This window comes from Pseudomonas sp. 67(2021), from assembly GCF_017491835.1.
GTDB classification, from domain to species: domain Bacteria; phylum Pseudomonadota; class Gammaproteobacteria; order Pseudomonadales; family Pseudomonadaceae; genus Aquipseudomonas; species Aquipseudomonas atacamensis.
In genome coordinates this window covers 23,262-40,671 of sequence record NZ_JAFGYL010000009.1, presented here as the reverse complement: position 1 = coordinate 40,671, position 17,410 = coordinate 23,262, and the positions used below count along the sequence as shown (strand labels likewise).

Annotated in this window: 16 protein-coding genes; 6 read left to right on the top strand and 10 right to left on the bottom strand. The window is 61.1% G+C overall.

The features are described from left to right. Positions 1-106: 106 nt before the first annotated feature. The 5 genes from J5M66_RS13400 to J5M66_RS13380 all read left to right on the top strand — a co-directional run bounded on the left by J5M66_RS13400 (position 107) and on the right by J5M66_RS13380 (position 3,607). Positions 107-1,597 carry an RNA polymerase factor sigma-54 gene (locus J5M66_RS13400; RefSeq protein ID WP_016771682.1) on the top strand — a complete coding sequence of 497 codons (1,491 nt, stop codon included), beginning with the start codon at positions 107-109 and terminating at the stop codon, positions 1,595-1,597. A 73-nt stretch (positions 1,598-1,670) separates the two neighbouring features. Then, positions 1,671-1,979: a ribosome-associated translation inhibitor RaiA gene (raiA, locus tag J5M66_RS13395; protein WP_122699932.1), complete on the top strand. Its 309-nt coding sequence runs from the start codon at positions 1,671-1,673 to the stop codon at positions 1,977-1,979. A gap of 12 nt (positions 1,980-1,991) precedes the next feature. After that, complete coding sequence (gene ptsN / locus J5M66_RS13390; RefSeq protein WP_039759380.1) at positions 1,992-2,456, top strand: PTS IIA-like nitrogen regulatory protein PtsN; 465 nt, start codon at positions 1,992-1,994, stop codon at positions 2,454-2,456. 2 nt (positions 2,457-2,458) lie between these two features. After that, positions 2,459-3,316, top strand: a complete 858-nt coding sequence (gene rapZ / locus J5M66_RS13385; protein WP_016771684.1) for an RNase adapter RapZ — start codon at positions 2,459-2,461, stop codon at positions 3,314-3,316. A gap of 15 nt (positions 3,317-3,331) precedes the next feature. Further along, positions 3,332-3,607 (top strand): HPr family phosphocarrier protein, encoded by a 276-nt coding sequence (locus J5M66_RS13380; protein ID WP_016771685.1) that lies wholly within the window; start codon positions 3,332-3,334, stop codon positions 3,605-3,607. Positions 3,608-3,641: 34 nt separating this feature from the next. Here the strand turns inward: J5M66_RS13380 and J5M66_RS13375 are convergent, their stop codons facing one another. From J5M66_RS13375 to pmbA, 6 genes are all read right to left on the bottom strand, one after another. Next, a complete protein-coding gene (locus J5M66_RS13375; protein WP_207808503.1) occupies positions 3,642-4,535 on the bottom strand; it encodes a ZIP family metal transporter in 894 nt (297 codons plus the stop codon). A gap of 30 nt (positions 4,536-4,565) precedes the next feature. Continuing rightward, the gene (locus J5M66_RS13370; RefSeq protein WP_207808504.1) at positions 4,566-5,177 is read right to left on the bottom strand and encodes a superoxide dismutase; all 612 of its coding nucleotides are present in this window, start codon (positions 5,175-5,177) and stop codon (positions 4,566-4,568) included. Position 5,178: 1 nt separating this feature from the next. Then, positions 5,179-5,619, bottom strand: a complete 441-nt coding sequence (locus tag J5M66_RS13365) for a hypothetical protein (protein WP_016771688.1) — start codon at positions 5,617-5,619, stop codon at positions 5,179-5,181. Between the two features lie 27 nt (positions 5,620-5,646). Beyond that, positions 5,647-7,023 carry a class II fumarate hydratase gene (locus J5M66_RS13360; RefSeq protein WP_016771689.1) on the bottom strand — a complete coding sequence of 459 codons (1,377 nt, stop codon included), beginning with the start codon at positions 7,021-7,023 and terminating at the stop codon, positions 5,647-5,649. After that, on the bottom strand, positions 7,004-7,411 hold the full coding sequence (locus J5M66_RS13355; protein ID WP_016771690.1) for a hypothetical protein: 408 nt from the start codon (positions 7,409-7,411) through the stop codon (positions 7,004-7,006). The genes J5M66_RS13360 and J5M66_RS13355 overlap by 20 nt, the downstream gene beginning before the upstream one ends. Before the next feature lie 252 nt (positions 7,412-7,663). Then, positions 7,664-9,016 (bottom strand): metalloprotease PmbA, encoded by a 1,353-nt coding sequence (pmbA, locus tag J5M66_RS13350; RefSeq protein ID WP_172834015.1) that lies wholly within the window; start codon positions 9,014-9,016, stop codon positions 7,664-7,666. Between the two features lie 102 nt (positions 9,017-9,118). Here pmbA and yjgA point away from each other — a divergent pair, with 102 nt between their 5' ends. Beyond that, positions 9,119-9,643 carry a ribosome biogenesis factor YjgA gene (gene yjgA / locus J5M66_RS13345; RefSeq protein ID WP_016771692.1) on the top strand — a complete coding sequence of 175 codons (525 nt, stop codon included), beginning with the start codon at positions 9,119-9,121 and terminating at the stop codon, positions 9,641-9,643. A gap of 51 nt (positions 9,644-9,694) precedes the next feature. Here the strand turns inward: yjgA and tldD are convergent, their stop codons facing one another. The 4 genes from tldD to rng all read right to left on the bottom strand — a co-directional run bounded on the left by tldD (position 9,695) and on the right by rng (position 17,397). Further along, a complete protein-coding gene (gene tldD / locus J5M66_RS13340; protein WP_016771693.1) occupies positions 9,695-11,137 on the bottom strand; it encodes a metalloprotease TldD in 1,443 nt (480 codons plus the stop codon). A 4-nt stretch (positions 11,138-11,141) separates the two neighbouring features. Beyond that, positions 11,142-12,002, bottom strand: coding sequence for a carbon-nitrogen hydrolase family protein (locus tag J5M66_RS13335; RefSeq protein WP_207808506.1), 861 nt, complete (start codon positions 12,000-12,002; stop codon positions 11,142-11,144). Between the two features lie 58 nt (positions 12,003-12,060). Further along, positions 12,061-15,864: a YhdP family protein gene (locus J5M66_RS13330; RefSeq protein ID WP_207808508.1), complete on the bottom strand. Its 3,804-nt coding sequence runs from the start codon at positions 15,862-15,864 to the stop codon at positions 12,061-12,063. Positions 15,865-15,939: 75 nt separating this feature from the next. After that, a complete protein-coding gene (gene rng, locus J5M66_RS13325) occupies positions 15,940-17,397 on the bottom strand; it encodes a ribonuclease G (RefSeq protein WP_016771696.1) in 1,458 nt (485 codons plus the stop codon). Positions 17,398-17,410 lie beyond the last annotated feature (13 nt).

The window sequence follows — 17,410 nt, the reverse complement described above, 5'->3', positions numbered from 1 at the left end:
AGGCAAACACTTCAGTTTCAGGCATATAATTTGCTTAAGTTTGGCGCTTCGGCGCCCTGTAGTGGATGGCGCAAAGCGCCGGCGAATAAGGTGTTAAGCCCCTGCCATGAAACCATCGCTAGTCTTGAGAATGGGCCAGCAGCTGACGATGACACCGCAGCTGCAACAGGCCATCCGCCTGCTCCAATTGTCGACCCTGGACCTGCAACAGGAGATCCAGGAGGCTCTGGAATCCAATCCGATGCTCGAACGCCAGGAAGAAGGCGACGACTTCGACAACGCCGATCCTCTGGCCGACAACGCCGAACAGAAGCCCGCCGAAATCCAGGAACCCTCCTACCAGGAAACCGCCCCGACGGTGGACAACCTCGAGGATGGCGAGTGGAACGAGCGCATCCCCAACGAACTGCCGGTGGATACCGCTTGGGAAGACGTCTACCAGACCAGCGCCAGCAGCCTGCCCAGCAGCGATGACGATGAGTGGGATTTCACCACCCGCACGTCCGCCGGCGAGAGCCTGCAGAGCCATCTGCTCTGGCAACTGAACCTGGCGCCGATGTCCGACACCGATCGCCTGATCGCCGTGACCCTGATCGACTGCATCAACAATCAGGGCTATCTGGACGAAACCCTCGAAGAAATTCTTGAAGCGTTCGATCCTGAACTGGACATCGAGCTCGACGAGATCGAAGCCGTCCTGCATCGCATCCAGCAATTCGAGCCCGCCGGGATCGGCGCCCGTAATCTCAGCGAATGCCTGCTCCTGCAACTGCGCCAGCTGCCCGCGAAGACGCCGTGGCTGACCGAGGCCAAGCGTCTGGTCGCCGATTACATCGACCTGCTCGGCAGTCGCGATTACAGCCAGTTGATGCGCCGCATGAAGCTCAAGGAAGACGAGCTGCGCCAGGTCATCGAACTGGTGCAGAGCCTCAATCCGCGTCCGGGCTCGCAGATCGAGTCGACCGAAGCCGAATACGTCATTCCCGATGTGATCGTGCGCAAGGACAACGAGCGCTGGCTGGTCGAGCTGAACCAGGAATCGGTGCCACGCCTGCGTGTCAACGCCCAATACGCCGGTTTTGTGAAGCGTGCCGACACCAGCGCCGACAACACTTTCATGCGCAACCAGTTGCAGGAAGCCCGCTGGTTCATCAAGAGCCTGCAGAGCCGCAACGAAACCCTGATGAAAGTGGCCACGCAGATCGTCGAACATCAGCGCGGTTTCCTCGAATACGGCGACGAAGCGATGAAGCCATTGGTATTGCATGACATCGCCGAAGCGGTCGGCATGCACGAATCGACGATTTCCCGGGTGACCACGCAGAAATTCATGCATACCCCGCGCGGTATTTATGAGCTGAAATACTTTTTCTCCAGCCACGTCAGCACCTCCGAAGGCGGCGAATGCTCGTCCACGGCGATCCGCGCGATCATCAAAAAACTGGTCGCCGCGGAAAATCAGAAAAAGCCGTTGAGTGACAGCAAGATCGCTGGTTTACTGGAGGCACAAGGCATTCAGGTGGCTCGCCGCACCGTCGCCAAGTACCGCGAATCCCTCGGAATCGCGCCTTCGAGCGAACGCAAGCGGTTGATGTAAGCCACGTTACAGCGTTCCAGTGGCAGGCTTTTCGGCCTGCCGCTTTATGCACTGGCAACGAAGGAGAAGCTGTATGCAAGTCAACATCAGTGGACACCAACTGGAAGTGACCGAACCTCTGCGTTCCTACATCGAGGAAAAACTCGACCGATTGGAGAGGCATTTCGACAAAATCACTAACGTGCAAGTCACGATGTGCGTCGAAAAACTGCAGCAGAAGATCGAAGCCACACTGCATATACCCGGCGGAGAAGTAGTTGCCAACGCAGAAGATACCGACATGTACGCTGCGATCGACTCACTTACCGACAAGCTGGATCGCCAACTCAAAAAGCATAAGGAAAAGACCCAGAGCCTCCTCCAGGGCGCGACCGGTCGTTAACACCCCTATCCCATGATCCGACTTGAAACCATCCTGACCCCCGGCCGTTCCCAAGTGAACGCGCCGGGCGGCAGCAAGAAAAAAGCCCTCGAACAGATTGCCAACCTGATCCACCGCGAAGTGCCGGATCTGGCGATGCAGGATGTCTTCGAGGCGCTGATCGCCCGTGAAAAACTCGGTTCCACCGGTTTTGGCAACGGCATCGCCATTCCCCACTGCCGCCTCAAGGGCTGCACGGCACCAGTCAGTGCCCTGCTGCATCTTGAAGCCCCAATCGATTTCGACGCCATCGACGGCGCTCCGGTGGACCTGTTGTTCGTGCTGCTGGTCCCGGAAGCCGCAACCGACGCGCATCTGGAGTTGTTGCGCCAGATCGCCAGCATGCTCGACCGCAAGGAAGTTCGTGAAAAACTGCGCAGCGCCGCGAGCAACGAAGCCTTGTACCAGGTTGTACTGGACGAGCAGAACGGGCACTAATCATGCGTTTGATCATTGTCAGTGGCCGTTCGGGCTCGGGTAAAAGTACCGCCCTGAATGTCCTTGAGGACAACGGCTACTACTGCATCGACAATCTGCCGGCCGGTTTGCTGCCGGAACTGGCCGAGCGGGCGCTGATTCACACGGAACTGGCGCAGCCGCTGGTCGCCGTGTCGATCGATGCACGCAACCTGCCCAGCCATCTGTCACGCTTTCCCGAATTGCTCGAAGACGTGCGTGCCAAGCATATCAAGTGCGATGTGCTGTACCTGGACGCCGATGAAGAAACCCTGCTCAAGCGTTTTTCCGAGACCCGTCGTCGTCACCCGCTGAGCAACGCCAATCGCTCGCTGGCCGAGGCGATTCACGATGAAACCGCCCTGCTCGGCCCGATCGCCGATCTGGCTGACCTGAAAATCAACACCACCAGCCTGAATCTGTATCAACTGCGCGATACCCTGAAGTTGCGTCTGTTGAATCAGCCTGAGCCCGGCACGGCGTTTCTGGTTGAATCATTTGGCTTCAAGCGCGGCATGCCGGTCGATGCCGATCTGGTCTTCGATGTGCGCTGCCTGCCCAATCCGTACTGGAAACCCGAGCTGCGCGCTCAGTCCGGCCTCGATGCCCCTGTGGCCGAGTATCTGGCGCAGCAGCCGGATGTCGAAGAAATGTATCAGGACATCTACGCCTACCTGAACAAGTGGCTGCCACGTTTTGCCGCCAGCAACCGCGCCTACGTGACCATTGCCATCGGCTGCACCGGCGGGCACCACCGCTCCGTCTACCTGACCGAACGTTTGGGTCAGGCCCTGCAGAAAACCCTGAAGAACGTCCAGGTTCGCCACCGCGACCTCACCTAAAGGATCCACACCGCGATGCCTGCTCGTGAAATCGAAATCATCAATAAACTGGGTCTGCATGCCCGGGCATCGGCCAAATTTGTCGGCGTGGCGGGTCAGTATCCAGACTGCACGATCCGAGTGGGACGCACACCTGAAACGACTGTCGACGGCAAGAGCATCATGGCAATGATGATGCTCGCGGCGGGCAAAGGCACCAAAATCCATTTGAGCACCGAAGGCGAACAGGCTCAGGAAGCCATGGACGCATTGGTCGATCTGATCGAAAGGTATTTCGACGAAGGTGAATAATCCGCGAGGCGGGGACACTGTTCCTCGCCTCCATTCACCCCAACGCCGTATCTATCACCATCATCAAACAAAACCCGACCAACAGGCCCAGACTGGCCAGCTTGTCATGCCCATGACGACGCGATTCCGGAATCACTTCGTGGGTCACCACCAGCAACATCGCCCCGGCCGCCAACGCCAGTCCCAGCGGCAACAGCACTTGAGCCAGACTCACCAGCCACGCGCATACCAGTGCAAATACCGGTTCGACCAGCCCAGACGCCGCGCCGATGAGAAACGCCCTGAACCGTGACATCCCCGCCCCGGCCAGCACCAACGCAATCACCAGCCCTTCCGGCACATCCTGCAACGCAATGCCCATCGCCAGACTGTCGGCGTCCGCCATCCCGCCGCCGGCAGATACGCCAACCGCCATGCCTTCTGGAATGTTGTGCGCGATGATGGCGAACACGAACAGCCAGATTCGTGGCGGAATCACCGGATGCTCCAGCGTGCCGACGAGCATCTGCGGCGAGGCACCGGAAACGCGCCGATCCACCAGATACAGACCGAACGCGCCGAGCAGGATGCCGAAGCAGATCAGGCTACTGGCGGCCCACGGCGTCAGACCAAGACTCTCCGCCGCAGCAATGCCCGGCACGATCAGTGAAAACGCCGTCGCCGCCAGCATCACCCCGGCACCAAATCCCAGCAAGGTATCGCTGAGTGCCTGCGGCATGCGCCGGATCACCAGCACCGGCACTGCGCCAAGCGCCGTGCCCAAGGCGCAGATGGCACCGCCCTGCAAGGCGCGCAACAGCCGCGGTTCCAGATTCAGCCACTGCAAACCGTGGGCGACCAGCAAAGTCATACCCGCCAACAGCAACAGCGAGCCCACCGCGTAACGAAACATGCGACCGCTGCCAATCGCCAGTGTTTCCGTGCCCATAGTCAGCCCTGGATTGTTTTTATTGAAGGCTTAAACCAGTGCGGCCTGATAGCGCGCAGCAACTTCCGGCCATTTGATCACGTTGTAGAACGCGTTGATGTATTCCGGGCGACGGTTCTGGTAACGCAGGTAGTAGGCGTGTTCCCAGACGTCGAGACCAAGGATTGGTGTGTTGCCGGTCATCAGCGGGCTGTCCTGATTGCCGCTGCTTTCCACGACCAGTTTTTTCTCCGGTGTCACGCTGAGCCAGGCCCAACCGCTGCCGAAACGGGTCAGCGCGGCCTTGGTGAAGGCTTCCTTGAAACTGTCGAGTCCGCCCAGTTGCTCGTCGATGGCCTTGGCCAGAGCGCCGTTGGGCTTGCCGCCACCGTTGGGCACCATCACTTCCCAGAACAGCGAATGGTTGGCGTGGCCGCCGCCCTGATTGATCACCGCCGCGCGAAGTTTTTCCGGCAGTTGCTGGACGCTGGCGACGAGTTTCTCCACCGGCCACTCGGCGAATTCGGTGCCTTCCACGGCGGCGTTGAGGTTGTTGATGTAGGTCTGGTGATGCTTGGTGTAATGGATTTCCATGGTCTGCGCATCGATGTGCGGCTCAAGGGCATCGTAGGCATAAGGCAAGGCAGGCAAGGTAAAAGCCATTTCAGTGGACTCCATACTGATGGGGATTTGAGGCGCGGCGGGCATTGCCGGTGTCCGGATGCAGCAGGCGCTGGGTGCGCGGGTACTCGCCGTGCTCGCTGATGAAATTCAACAGTTCGACGTAGGTCTTGCTGCTCTGGCGCAACGCCGCCTCACGCAGGGCCGGACGCAGGCGTTCGTCCTGCATGGTCTGCAACAAACGTTGATGGATAGCGCACAGGTATTCGGCGCTCTCCTCCGGTTGGTTCAGGCGCAAATGCAGGTCGGCGAGGTTGTGATGAGAGACGACGCAGGCCGCCACCGCTTCGTCGGCATCCGCCCAGCGTTCGAACAACACTTGCGCCAGGGCCAGGGCTTGCAGGTAAGCCTCACGGGCGTCGATCAGTTCGCCCAGCATGAAGCAGCGATTGGCCCGTTCGATCGTGCGTTTCCAGTGCTCCATGGTGAACCTCCAAAGCGGTTGCGGGGTTTACACGCCGCCGGCGGTGAGTTTCTCGGGGTTGAGCAACTCTTCCAGTTGGCTGCGCGACAGGTCGGTGTGTTCCAGGGCGACGTCGATCACCGCGCGGCCTTCCTTGTAGGCCTGCTTGGCGATTTCGGCGGCTTTCTGGTAACCGATGATGGGGTTGAGTGCGGTGACCAGAATCGGATTGCGCGACAACGCTTCTTGCAAGCGCGATTCGTTGACCTTGAAAGTAGCGATTGCCTTGTCACCGAGCAGGCGACTGGAATTGGCCAGCAGTTCGATGCTGCTCAGCAGGTTGTGCGCGATGATCGGCAGCATCACGTTCAGTTCGAAATTGCCGGATTGGCCGGCCACGGTGATCACCGAGTCGTTGCCGATCACTTGCGCAGCGACCATCGCAGTGGCTTCCGGGATCACCGGGTTGACCTTGCCGGGCATGATCGATGAACCCGGTTGCAGCGCTTGCAGTTCAATTTCGCCGAGGCCGGCCAGGGGACCTGAGTTCATCCAGCGCAGGTCGTTGGCGATTTTCATCAGCGACACCGCAGTAGCTTTGAGCTGGCCGGAGACAGAGACCGCCGTGTCCTGCGAGCCGATCAGCGCGAACAGATCCTTGCCCGGGGTGAACTGCACGTCGGTCAGTTGGCTCAGATGCCGACTGAATCGCGCGGCGAACTCCGGATGCGCATTGATCCCGGTACCGACCGCGGTGCCGCCCTGCGCCAGCGCTTGCAGGCTTGGCAGCAAATCCTGCAGATGGCCGATATTGGCCTTGAGCTGCTGCGCCCAACCGTTGAGCACCTGGCTCATGCGCACCGGCATCGCGTCCATCAGGTGGGTGCGCCCGGTCTTCACATGGTGATGCACTTGCTCGGCCTTGCGCTCGATCACCTGGACCAGATGCAACAGCGCCGGCAGCAGTTGTTCATGCAGCGCCAGCGCGGCGCTGACGTGGATGGTGGTCGGGATGATGTCGTTGCTGCTTTGCCCGCAGTTGACATGATCGTTGGCGTTGACCGGCTCGCCGAGCATGCGACTGGCCAGCGTCGCGATCACTTCGTTGGCGTTCATGTTCGAGCTGGTGCCGGAACCGGTCTGGAAGATATCCACCGGGAAATGCTGCATGAAATCGCCTTCGAGCAGACCTTGCGCGGCATCACTGATGGCTTTGCCCTGGGCCGCGCTGATCTGGTTCAGCTCAACGTTGGCCCGGGCAGCGGCGGCTTTGGCGAGGATCAGCGCGCGGATGAACTGCGTCGGCATCGGCTTGCCGCTGATCGGGAAGTTGTCCACGGCGCGCTGGGTCTGCGCGCCATAGAGCGCATCGACCGGCACCTGCAGTTCGCCCATGCTGTCGCGCTCAATACGTGTCTTGGTCATGCGAATGTCCTTGCAGCAAATCAATGAGAGGAATCGACGGTTGCAACTCGCAAGTGGCGAGCTGCCAGGTGTAGCGTTGCCAGCGCCGCAAACGGCATTGGCATAGCGACAGGCGCTCCATTTCACGCAAGGGACGCCAGGCTTGATCGAGACAGACGCTGCGCCAGTGCCACGGCAACGCGATGTCGGTGGCGGTATCGAGCAGCAGGCGGAAAGACGTTTCGGCGACGGTCCAGGGCGAAGTGGCTGTGCAACAGGACAGATAGCGTCCTTCGGCGAGGTAGTGTTCGATCAGGCGCGGTTCGTCAGGATCCAGCGCGCAACGGATCTGGCGGCTCATCCAGCGCCAGCTTTCGAGGTAGGGCTGCTCGTGCAAGGCAGAACTCATGATCCGGGACTCGTTCGGAGATGAGATTTATTATTAGATGATAATGAGAACCAACACAAGCACTCGAGTTTGCGCTGCTCACTTGTGGGAGCGAGCCTGCTTGCGAATGCGCTGTGTCAGTCAGCACATTTACAACTGATCCATCGCTTTCGCGAGCAGGCTCGCTCCCACAGGGGATTTGTGCGAAGCGAATAAAAAAGGCGCGCCATCCAGAACGGATGGCGCGCCTTTTTTTGTTGGCGGATTCGCGGCTTAGCTGCCGGCGACAGTCATCCGCTCGATCAACACCGAGCCGGTGCGGATGTTGCTGCGCAGCTCCAGATCATTACCCACCGCGACAATCTGCTTGAACATGTCGCGCATGTTGCCGGCGATGGTCACTTCCTGCACAGCGAACTGGATCTCGCCGTTTTCCACCCAGAAGCCCGCCGCACCGCGCGAATAGTCGCCGGTGACCATGTTCAGGCCGTGGCCCATCAATTCGGTGACCAGCAGTCCTCGGCCCATGCGCTTCAACAGCGCTGCCTGATCCTCGTCGCCATGGGTGACGAACAGGTTGTGCACCCCGCCCGCGTTAGCGGTGCTCGGCATGCCCAGTTTGCGCCCGGAATAGGTGCCGAGGATGTACGAGACCAACTCGCCCTTCTCGACGAACGGTTTCGCGTAAGTCGCCAGGCCATCACCGTCGTAGGAAGCACTGCCCATGGCACGCATCAGATGCGGGCGCTCATCAATGGTCAGCCATTCCGGGAACAGCTTTTGCCCGAGGGTGCCTTCGAGAAACGAAGATTTGCGATACAGGCTGCCGCCCGACACGGCCGAGAGGAAACTGCCGAACAGACCACCCGCCAGTTCGGCGGAAAACAGTACCGGCACCTCGCATGTCGGCACCGGCCGCGCGCCCAGACGGCTCGCCGCCCGTTGCGCGGCACGCTGGCCGATGCTCACCGGATCGGCGAGCAGACTGCCCTGGCGATTGACGTCATACCAGTAATCGCGCTGCATCTGGCCGTCGGCTTCAGCGATCATCACGCAACTCAGGCTGTGCCGGGTCGACGCGTAGCCGCCGATGAAACCGTGGCTGTTGCCGTAAACCCGGCAGCCCTGATGGGTGCTGAGGGTGGTGCCGTCGGCGTTCTTGATCCGCGCATCGGCATCGAACGCCGCGGCCTCGCAGAGCAAAGCCTTCTCGATGGCCTGCTCCGGGGTGATGTCCCATTCGTGGAACAGGTCGAAATCCTGCACATCCCTGGCCATCAGTGCGGCGTCGGCGAGGCCCGAGGCTTCATCTTCGGAAGTGTGCTTGGCGATGGCCAGTGCTGCAGCGACGGTTTCACGAATCGCCTCCGGCCCGGTGGCCGAGGTGCTGGCCGAGCCTTTGCGCTGGCCGACGTACAGGGTGATGCCAAATCCCTGATCACGATTGAATTCAACGGTTTCGACCTCGCGCTGACGCACCGAAGTCGACAGGCCTTGCTCCAGCGACACCGCGACTTCACAGGCGCTGGCGCCCTGGCGCTTGGCTTCGGCGATGATCTGCTCGACCTGTTCTTGCAGTGCCGGCAATGCCTGCGGGCCGACGCTTTGAACTGCACTCATGCTCATCTCCACTCAAATTCTGCTTTCGGCTGGGGTCATCGAGCGACCGGGCCGGACAAGCGGCCCCCGACTGGTTATCATGGCGGCGTTTCTTTGCGGACTGCCACCATGGTTGATTCTTACGACGACTCCCTCGATACGGGAGAAAAAAGCAAATCTCAGGTCAAACGCGAGTTGCATGCGCTGGTTGACCTCGGCGAGCGCCTGACCACACTCAAGCCTGATCTGGTCGCCAAACTGCCGTTGACCGACGCTTTGCGCCGGGCATTGGCCGATGCGCCCAAGCACACCGCGAACATCGCGCGTAAACGGCATTTGCAGTTCATCGGCAAACTGATGCGCGACCAGGACACTGATGCGATTCTGACTCTGCTCGATCAACTCGATGCCTCCACTCGCCAGTACAACGAGCGTTTCCATAATCTGGAACGCTGGCGTGACCGCCTGATCGCGGGCGATGACGCCGTGCTGGAGAAATTCGTCATCGAGTACCCGGACGCCGATCGCCAGCAATTGCGTTCCCTGATCCGTCAGGCCCAGCATGAGGTTGCGCAAAACAAACCACCTGCTTCGAGCCGCAAGATCTTCAAATACATTCGGGAGCTGGACGAGACTCAACGCGGCCTGCGTTGATAATCGCCACCGGGTGGCCGTCCTGCGCGCCACCCGAAAGCCCCGCCTCTCTTATGCGCCCGTGCCACCCACGGTAATCGCATCGATTTTCAGCGTTGGCTGGCCGACACCCACCGGCACCGACTGCCCATCCTTGCCGCACGTACCCACACCGCTGTCCAGCGCCAGATCGTTACCGACCATCGACACCCGGCTCATCGCCTCGGGACCGTTGCCGATCAACGTCGCGCCTTTGACCGGGGCAGTAATTTTGCCGTCCTCGATCAGATAAGCCTCGCTGGTGGAGAACACGAACTTGCCGCTGGTGATATCGACCTGACCGCCACCGAGGTTGGCGCAGTAAATGCCCTTCTTCACCGAGGCGATGATTTCTGCCGGATCGCTTTCGCCACCGAGCATGTAGGTGTTGGTCATGCGTGGCATCGGCAGGTGCGCATAGGATTCGCGGCGACCGTTACCGGTGCGCGCCACGCCCATCAGCCGCGCGTTGAGCTTGTCTTGCATGTAGCCCTTGAGTACGCCGTTTTCGATCAGCGTGGTGCACTCGGTCGGGGTGCCTTCGTCATCGACGCTCAGCGAACCGCGACGGCCGCTCAAGGTGCCGTCATCGACGATGGTGCAAAGCTTGGAGGCAACCATTTCACCCATGCGCCCGCTGTAGGCCGAGCTGCCCTTGCGGTTGAAGTCGCCTTCCAGACCGTGACCGACCGCTTCGTGCAACAGCACCCCGGACCAGCCGGAACCCAGCACCACCGGCAAGGTACCGGCCGGCGCCGGAATCGCTTCCAGATTCACCAGCGCCTGGCGCAGCGCTTCGCGGGCATAACCCATGGCGCGGTCTTCGGCGAGGAAGTAGCGGTAATCGGTACGCCCGCCGCCGCCATGTCCGCCACGTTCGCGACGGCCATTCTGTTCAACGATGACGCTAACGTTGAAGCGCACCAGCGGTCGCACATCAGCGGCCAGACCGCCATCGGTGGACGCGACAAGGATTCGCTCCCAGACCCCGGCCATGCTCACGCTGACCTGCTGAATCCGTGGGTCGAGTGCGCGGGTGGCGACGTCGATGCGTTTGAGCAACTCGACTTTTTCCGCGCGGCTGAGCACTTCCAGCGGGTTATCGGGCGCGTACAGTTGCGCGACATCCTGGCTGGTGAATGCCTGCACGGTGCCGTTCTGCCCGGCGCGGGAGATCGAACGCGCGGCGCGGGCTGCTGCACCTAGGGCCTCGAGGGTGATCGCGTTGCTGTAGGCAAAACCGGTCTTCTCCCCGGACTGCGCGCGCACGCCGACACCCTGATCGAGGTTGAAGCTGCCTTCCTTGACGATGCCGTCTTCCAGCGCCCATGACTCGGAAATCTGGCCCTGGAAATACAGGTCGGCGGCATCGATGCCCGGCCCGGCCAGATCGCCGAGCACGCCTTGCAGGCTCTCGATCGTGACACCGCCGGGTGCCAACAGGTGATCACTGACTGAGGACAACAACTCGCTCATAGGTTTACGCCTTAAATTCGTGTTCTGAAGCAGGCCGCTGGGCGCCCTGCGAGAAAAACCGCCGATGACGCGTCACCGGCATGCGCGCCCGGATGGACGCTTGTTCATCACTGTCGCGGGCGGCCAGCAACACCGCCTCGCCTTGTTCCTGCTGGGCCAGCACACGCCCCCACGGGTCGACAATCGCCGCATGCCCGAAGGTCTCGCGTGGCCCCGGATGACTGCCGCCCTGTGCGGCCGCGAGGATATAACACTGTGTTTCGATGGCCCGCGCGCGGATCAGTACATCCCAATGCGCGGCGCCGGTTACGGCCGTAAAGGCCGACGGTGCGGTAATCAACTCGGCACCGGCGGCACGCAATTCACTGTACAGCTCCGGGAAACGCAAGTCGTAACACACGCTCAGACCGACGCGCCCCACCGGCGTATCCGCCACCACAACATTACCGCCATAAGCATAGTCATCGGATTCACGGTATTGGCCGCGATTGTCGGCGACATCGACATCGAACAGATGCAGCTTGTCATAGCGCGCGACGACCTCGCCGTATTCATTGATCAACAACGAGCAGGAATTGGCTTTGGCCGTGGGTTGACCCAACGGTGGCAACGGCAATGTACCGGCGACTATCCATAAGGTGAGGTCGCGGGCCGTCTGTTTCAACCAGGGCAGGATCGGCCCTTCGCCCAAGGCCTCGGCGCGGCCGATATCGGCGACGTCACGACGGCCCATGGCGGCGAAGTTTTCCGGCAGCACCGCGAGTTTCGCCCCGCTGGCGGCTGCCTGTTCAAGCAGGCGTCGGGCCTGGGCCAGATTGGCCAGCACGTCGCTCTGGCTGACCATTTGAATCACCGCTAAAGACATGGCGAACTCCCATAGAGGTATTTGGCCATGCTACTCCATCGCTTCAAGGCCGGGCCGCTCAAAAAGGCTTGTCGAAGGTGATTTTCGGCTCTTTCCATGGGCCTTTGACGGTGTACTTGACGCTGGCGAAGCGCGCCACGCGGTCGCCGATCAGCTTGTCGATGAGGAACAGCGCGCCGCCGACCGCCGGTGCGCCAACAAGCAGCGCGGCGATCGGCAGGTTGTTGGTCACCGGCAAGGTCACCAGCAATTTCGCATCGACCTTGTCACCGACTAGATCCAGCGTGCCGTCCAGCTCAAGATTGCTCGAAGGCCCGGTCAGGCGAATCGGCTCGCGGGTAACGTAGACACCGTTGGTCGCCACCAGCAAACCTTTGACCCGGTCGTAGCTCAGGCCTTTGCCGAACAGGTCGGAGAAGTCCAGACGCAGACGCCGGCCGATCGAGTTGAAGTTGAGCAGGCCGAACACCCGCAGCGCCTGAGCACCACCTTCCACTTCAACGAACTGGCCCTTGTTCAGCGAGGCGTCGAGGGTGCCGGAGAAGCGCTTGGTCGCCAACCACGCCGGCGAGCCCGGCCAACGTCCATCGACGTCCATATGGAATTCTTCGCTGGTCACGCTAGGCGCGAAGCCCCAGCCTTTGAGCACGTCGGCCAGATTCTTGCCGCCAATGCGGCCCTTGTACCAACTGCTGGTCGCCCCCGGCGCGCCTTCCCAGCCGCCGTTGCCTTGCAGCAGGATGCCCTTGAGGCCCATGTCGAGGTTGTTCAGGGCGATGCCCTTGGCGGTCGGCCGCACTTTCAGCGACCAGCCACCGACCAGATCGGGGCCGAGGAACAATTGATTGAGGGTGATATCCAGCGCCGGAATTTTCGTCGGATCGACCGACGCCAGTGGATCCGGCGCGTTCTCGTCAGCCTGCACCGCCGGGTCCGGCGCCGGCAGTTTCACGTACTGAAGATTCACCGCAATCGGCACGCCTTTGGCGTCCGGCAGGCTGGCCGTGCCCTTGGCCTGCTGACTATCGAGAGCGAGATTCCATGCGCCAGGCTTGCGATTGATCTGCACCGAGGCCTGATCCAGTGTGGTGCCGAGCGCGGTCAATTTGCCGACCTTGATGTCAGCGCTGCTGAGCAGTTGCTTGGCGCTGCCGCCGGGATCCCCGCCGGCGTATTTGTTGGCCAGATCCTGCCACGGCGCGACGTCCAGCTCTGACAGCACCCCACGAATGCGCAGACCCTTGGCGCCCGGCAACACCGCTTCGCCAGCGCCGAGAAACAGTTCGCCACGGCCATCGGCGAAATTGCTCGGCGGCGCGGCAAAGGTGAAATTGGCCAGTTGATCGTAATTGACCCAGTACCGCCGCTCCTGGCCTTGCAAGGTCATGCGGAATACCGTGTCACGTCCGACATCGGCGGCCATGCCGAACGGCGCCGGCAGATCCACTGCCACGCCTTTGAGGCTGGAGCTGACCAGCAACTGGCTGTCGGCCCCGGAAAGATTCAGCTGCAACTGATAAGGAATCGTCCCGGACACCGGCAGCGGCTGGGTCACGCCCAGCCAGTCGGTGAGCTTTTTCACTTCGACCTGCCCCGACGCCGCAACCCGGGTCTTGATCTGGTTGGGGCTGCCATCCGCGAATATCTGCGCAGTGACCGGTTTGTCGAACGCCCGCGCAGAAATGTTCTGGCCGCTGAGGCCTTTATTGCTGTCGAAGCGGAAATCGCCCTTGAGCTGGCTCAGTTCCAGTTTCGGTTCGGCCAGTTTCAGCCGCGCGTTGGCAGTTTTGAAATCGACGAGGATTTTCGGTTGCTCGCCCTTGGCCAGCGGAATGTCCAGTTTGAGCTTGCCATTCAGATCACCGGCGCCCTCCCAACCGGCAAAGGTTTCGCCGGTGCCGATCGGCGCGTCCTGAAGAATCTTCAAACCATCGCCCAGGCCACCGGCAAACGCGCCATCGAGCAACAGATGGCTGTTCTGTCCGGCCGGTACGTGAGGAATATTGACGAAGACATCGCTGACTTGCGTATCGAGCAACTGGCCCTTGCTGGCCCAGATGCGCACGCCGCTGTCCTCGATGAACACGTCACCGCTGACCTTGCTCACGTGCGGCCAGCCCGGCTGAAAGGCCAGTTCGGCGTCATGCACTTTGAAGAACAGGCTGATGCTGCGATCAGCCTCGCCGGCATTCTTGCTCAGCGAGCCCTGATACTGGAAGAAACCCTGATCCACCGCGCCTTTGAGGATCGCCGTGCGCAGCCACTCATCAAGCGCCGGGCTCAACACCGCCGGCAGGTATTTCGCGGTATAGCGACCGTCGCCATCGACCAGGCCGACGCGCAGGTCCATGTAGTCTTCCTGGCTATGGTCGAAGTGCAGGCGGATAAGGAAGTCGCCGGCAATCTTGCCCTCCTCGCCCAGCACCTTCAGGTACGGCGCAATCAGGGTGAAGCCGTCCTTGTCGAGCTTCCAGGTCAGCCGCGCATTGGCCTGCAGGTATTGCCATGGCTTGGCGAAAATCGGATCGAGGTGCAGGACGAAGTCCTTGCTGTCGAGGCGCAACTCACCGCCGTCCAGATTGCCGCTGAGGCTGCCGCTGACATTTCGCGCCGCCGGAGCGCCGTGGTAGGCATCGAAACCGACGTTGTCGAGGTTGGCGGCAAAGCCGAATTTGTTGCCGTCGGTGGCGGTCGGGCGGAAGTCCAGCAGCACATTACGCAGGCCGCCGGTTACCTTCAAACGCTCGACCACAGTGGCGAAGCTTTGCGGCAACGGCCCCAACGCATTGAGCAGCGGCGTGATCGGGGTCAGATCGAGGCGATCGGCCTGCAAATGCCAGAGCTCTTCAGCGTTGGCGCTGGCGCGAGTCTGCTGCACCTGCACATGGGATTCCCAACGGGTGTCGCCGAAGCTCATCGCCAGTGAATCAAGAGTGACCTTTGCGCCCTCGGCGGTGTTGCGGTAATAGGCGTTGAGCGCCAGATTGTTGATCTGGATCGGCTTGCGCTCGGCGTAGGCACCGGTCACTTGCGGCGCATTCAGGCGCAACGCGGCGCTTTGCAACGCGCCTTCGGCCCAATCGCCCCAGAGTTCACCGCCGGCCTTGATCTCGGTAAAATTCCATTGCTGGGTCAGGCGCTCGGGCAGCCATTTCGACCAGTCGCTTTGCGGCAGGCTGGCATAACCCTCGATGACGCTGTTCTGCCACTGATCAGGACGCAACTGGCTGCGCAGGCTCAGCGCCACAGGCTGGCCGTCGGGCAAGGTCAGACGCGCGTCGACACGCTGGCGGCTGGCGCCGGTGCGCAGATTCAGACCGACATAGGTGAGCGTCATGGGCGGGTGGTCGAGCGGTTGCAGGGTCACCTGGCTATCGAGCACCGACAGTTGCCTGATCATCTGCGAGCGCTGGAACAATTGTGCCGGATCGAACGGCTGATCCTTCTGCACCGGCAGCCCTTCCAGCGCCCAGGTACCGTCTTCGGCTTCCTTGAGGCTGATCTTCAAACCGTTGAGTTCGATATGCGCGAGGCGCACTTCGCGGGCGAGCACGCTGCCCCACATATCCGGCACCACCCGCACGCGGTCGAGGCGCAGAGCGTTGGCACCGTCGCCGACCATCACGTCGTGGGCCAGCAGGATCGGCGCGAAACCGCTCCAGTTGCCTTCCAGCTCACCGATCTGCAAGGGCATGCCGAGGGCGGCGCTGGCCTTGTCTTCGATGTCGGCGCGGTATTCCGCCACCAGAGGGGTCAGCTCGCGGCCGAGGCTGACGTATAACGCCATCAACACCAGAACCAACGCGCACAGGCCCAGCCCCCAGCGGGTGAGTGCGGCCAGAATGCGTGTCAGACGCTCCATGTCAGTTGGCTCCCATGGCAAAAATACTGCGAAAAGCTGAGGCCAGCCGCGTTGAATGAGTGGTGATGCAGGGCTTCAGAGCAGCACCACGTCATATTGTTCCTGGGAATACATGGTTTCCACCTGGAAGCGTATGGTGCGACCGATGAAGCCTTCAAGCTCGGCGACGTTACCGGACTCTTCATCAAGCAGACGATCGACCACCTTCTGGTTGGCCAGTACCCGATAACCCTCGGCTTGATAGGCCCGCGCCTCGCGCAGAATCTCGCGGAAGATCTCGTAACAGATGGTTTCGGCGGTCTTCAGTTTGCCGCGTCCCTGACAACTGCTGCACGGTTCGCACAACACCTGCTCAAGGCTTTCGCGGGTGCGCTTGCGGGTCATCTGCACCAGGCCCAACTCGGTGATGCCGATGATGTTGGTCTTGGCGTGATCGCGCTCCAGCTGTTTCTCCAGAGTGCGCAGGACCTGACGCTGGTGCTCTTCATCTTCCATGTCGATGAAGTCGATGATGATGATCCCGCCGAGATTGCGCAGGCGCATTTGCCGGGCAATCGCCGTGGCCGCTTCGAGATTGGTCTTGAAAATGGTTTCTTCGAGGTTGCGATGACCGACGAACGCCCCGGTGTTGACGTCGATGGTGGTCATGGCTTCCGCCGGATCGATCACCAGATAGCCGCCAGACTTCAACGGCACCTTGCGCTCCAGCGCGCGCTGGATTTCGTCTTCGACACCGTACAGATCGAAGATCGGCCGCTCGCCCGGATAGTGTTCCAGACGATCGGCGATTTCCGGCATCAGTTCGGCGACGAATTGCGTGGTTTTCTGGAAGGTCTCCCGCGAGTCGATGCGGATCTTCTCGATCTTTGGATTGACCAGGTCACGCAGGGTGCGCAGGGCCAAGCCGAGGTCTTCGTAGATCACGCTCGGCGCGGCGATGGTCTTGATCTGCTCGTTGATCTGGTCCCAGAGGCGCCGCAGGTAACGGATGTCCATGAGGATTTCATCAGCGCCCGCACCTTCAGCAGCAGTGCGCAGAATGAAGCCGCCGGCCTCCTTGATGCCTTCTTTGGCCACGCAATCACTGACCACCTGTTTCAGGCGCTCGCGCTCGGCTTCGTCTTCGATCTTCAGGGAAATGCCGACATGAGCGGTGCGCGGCATGTACACCAGATAGCGCGAAGGAATCGACAGTTGTGTGGTCAGGCGTGCGCCTTTGGAGCCGATCGGGTCTTTGGTGACTTGCACCACCAGACTTTGGCCTTCGTGCACCAGCGAACTGATGCTTTCCACCGCTGGGCCTTCACGCAGGGAGATTTCGGCGGCGTGAATGAAAGCCGCACGATCGAGGCCGATGTCAACAAATGCCGCCTGCATGCCCGGCAGGACGCGAACGATCTTGCCTTTATAGATGTTGCCGACGATCCCGCGTTTCTGCGTGCGCTCGACGTGGACTTCTTGCAGCACACCGTTTTCGACCACCGCCACGCGCGACTCCATCGGCGTGATGTTGATCAGAATCTCTTCACTCATGGCAGGATCTCGT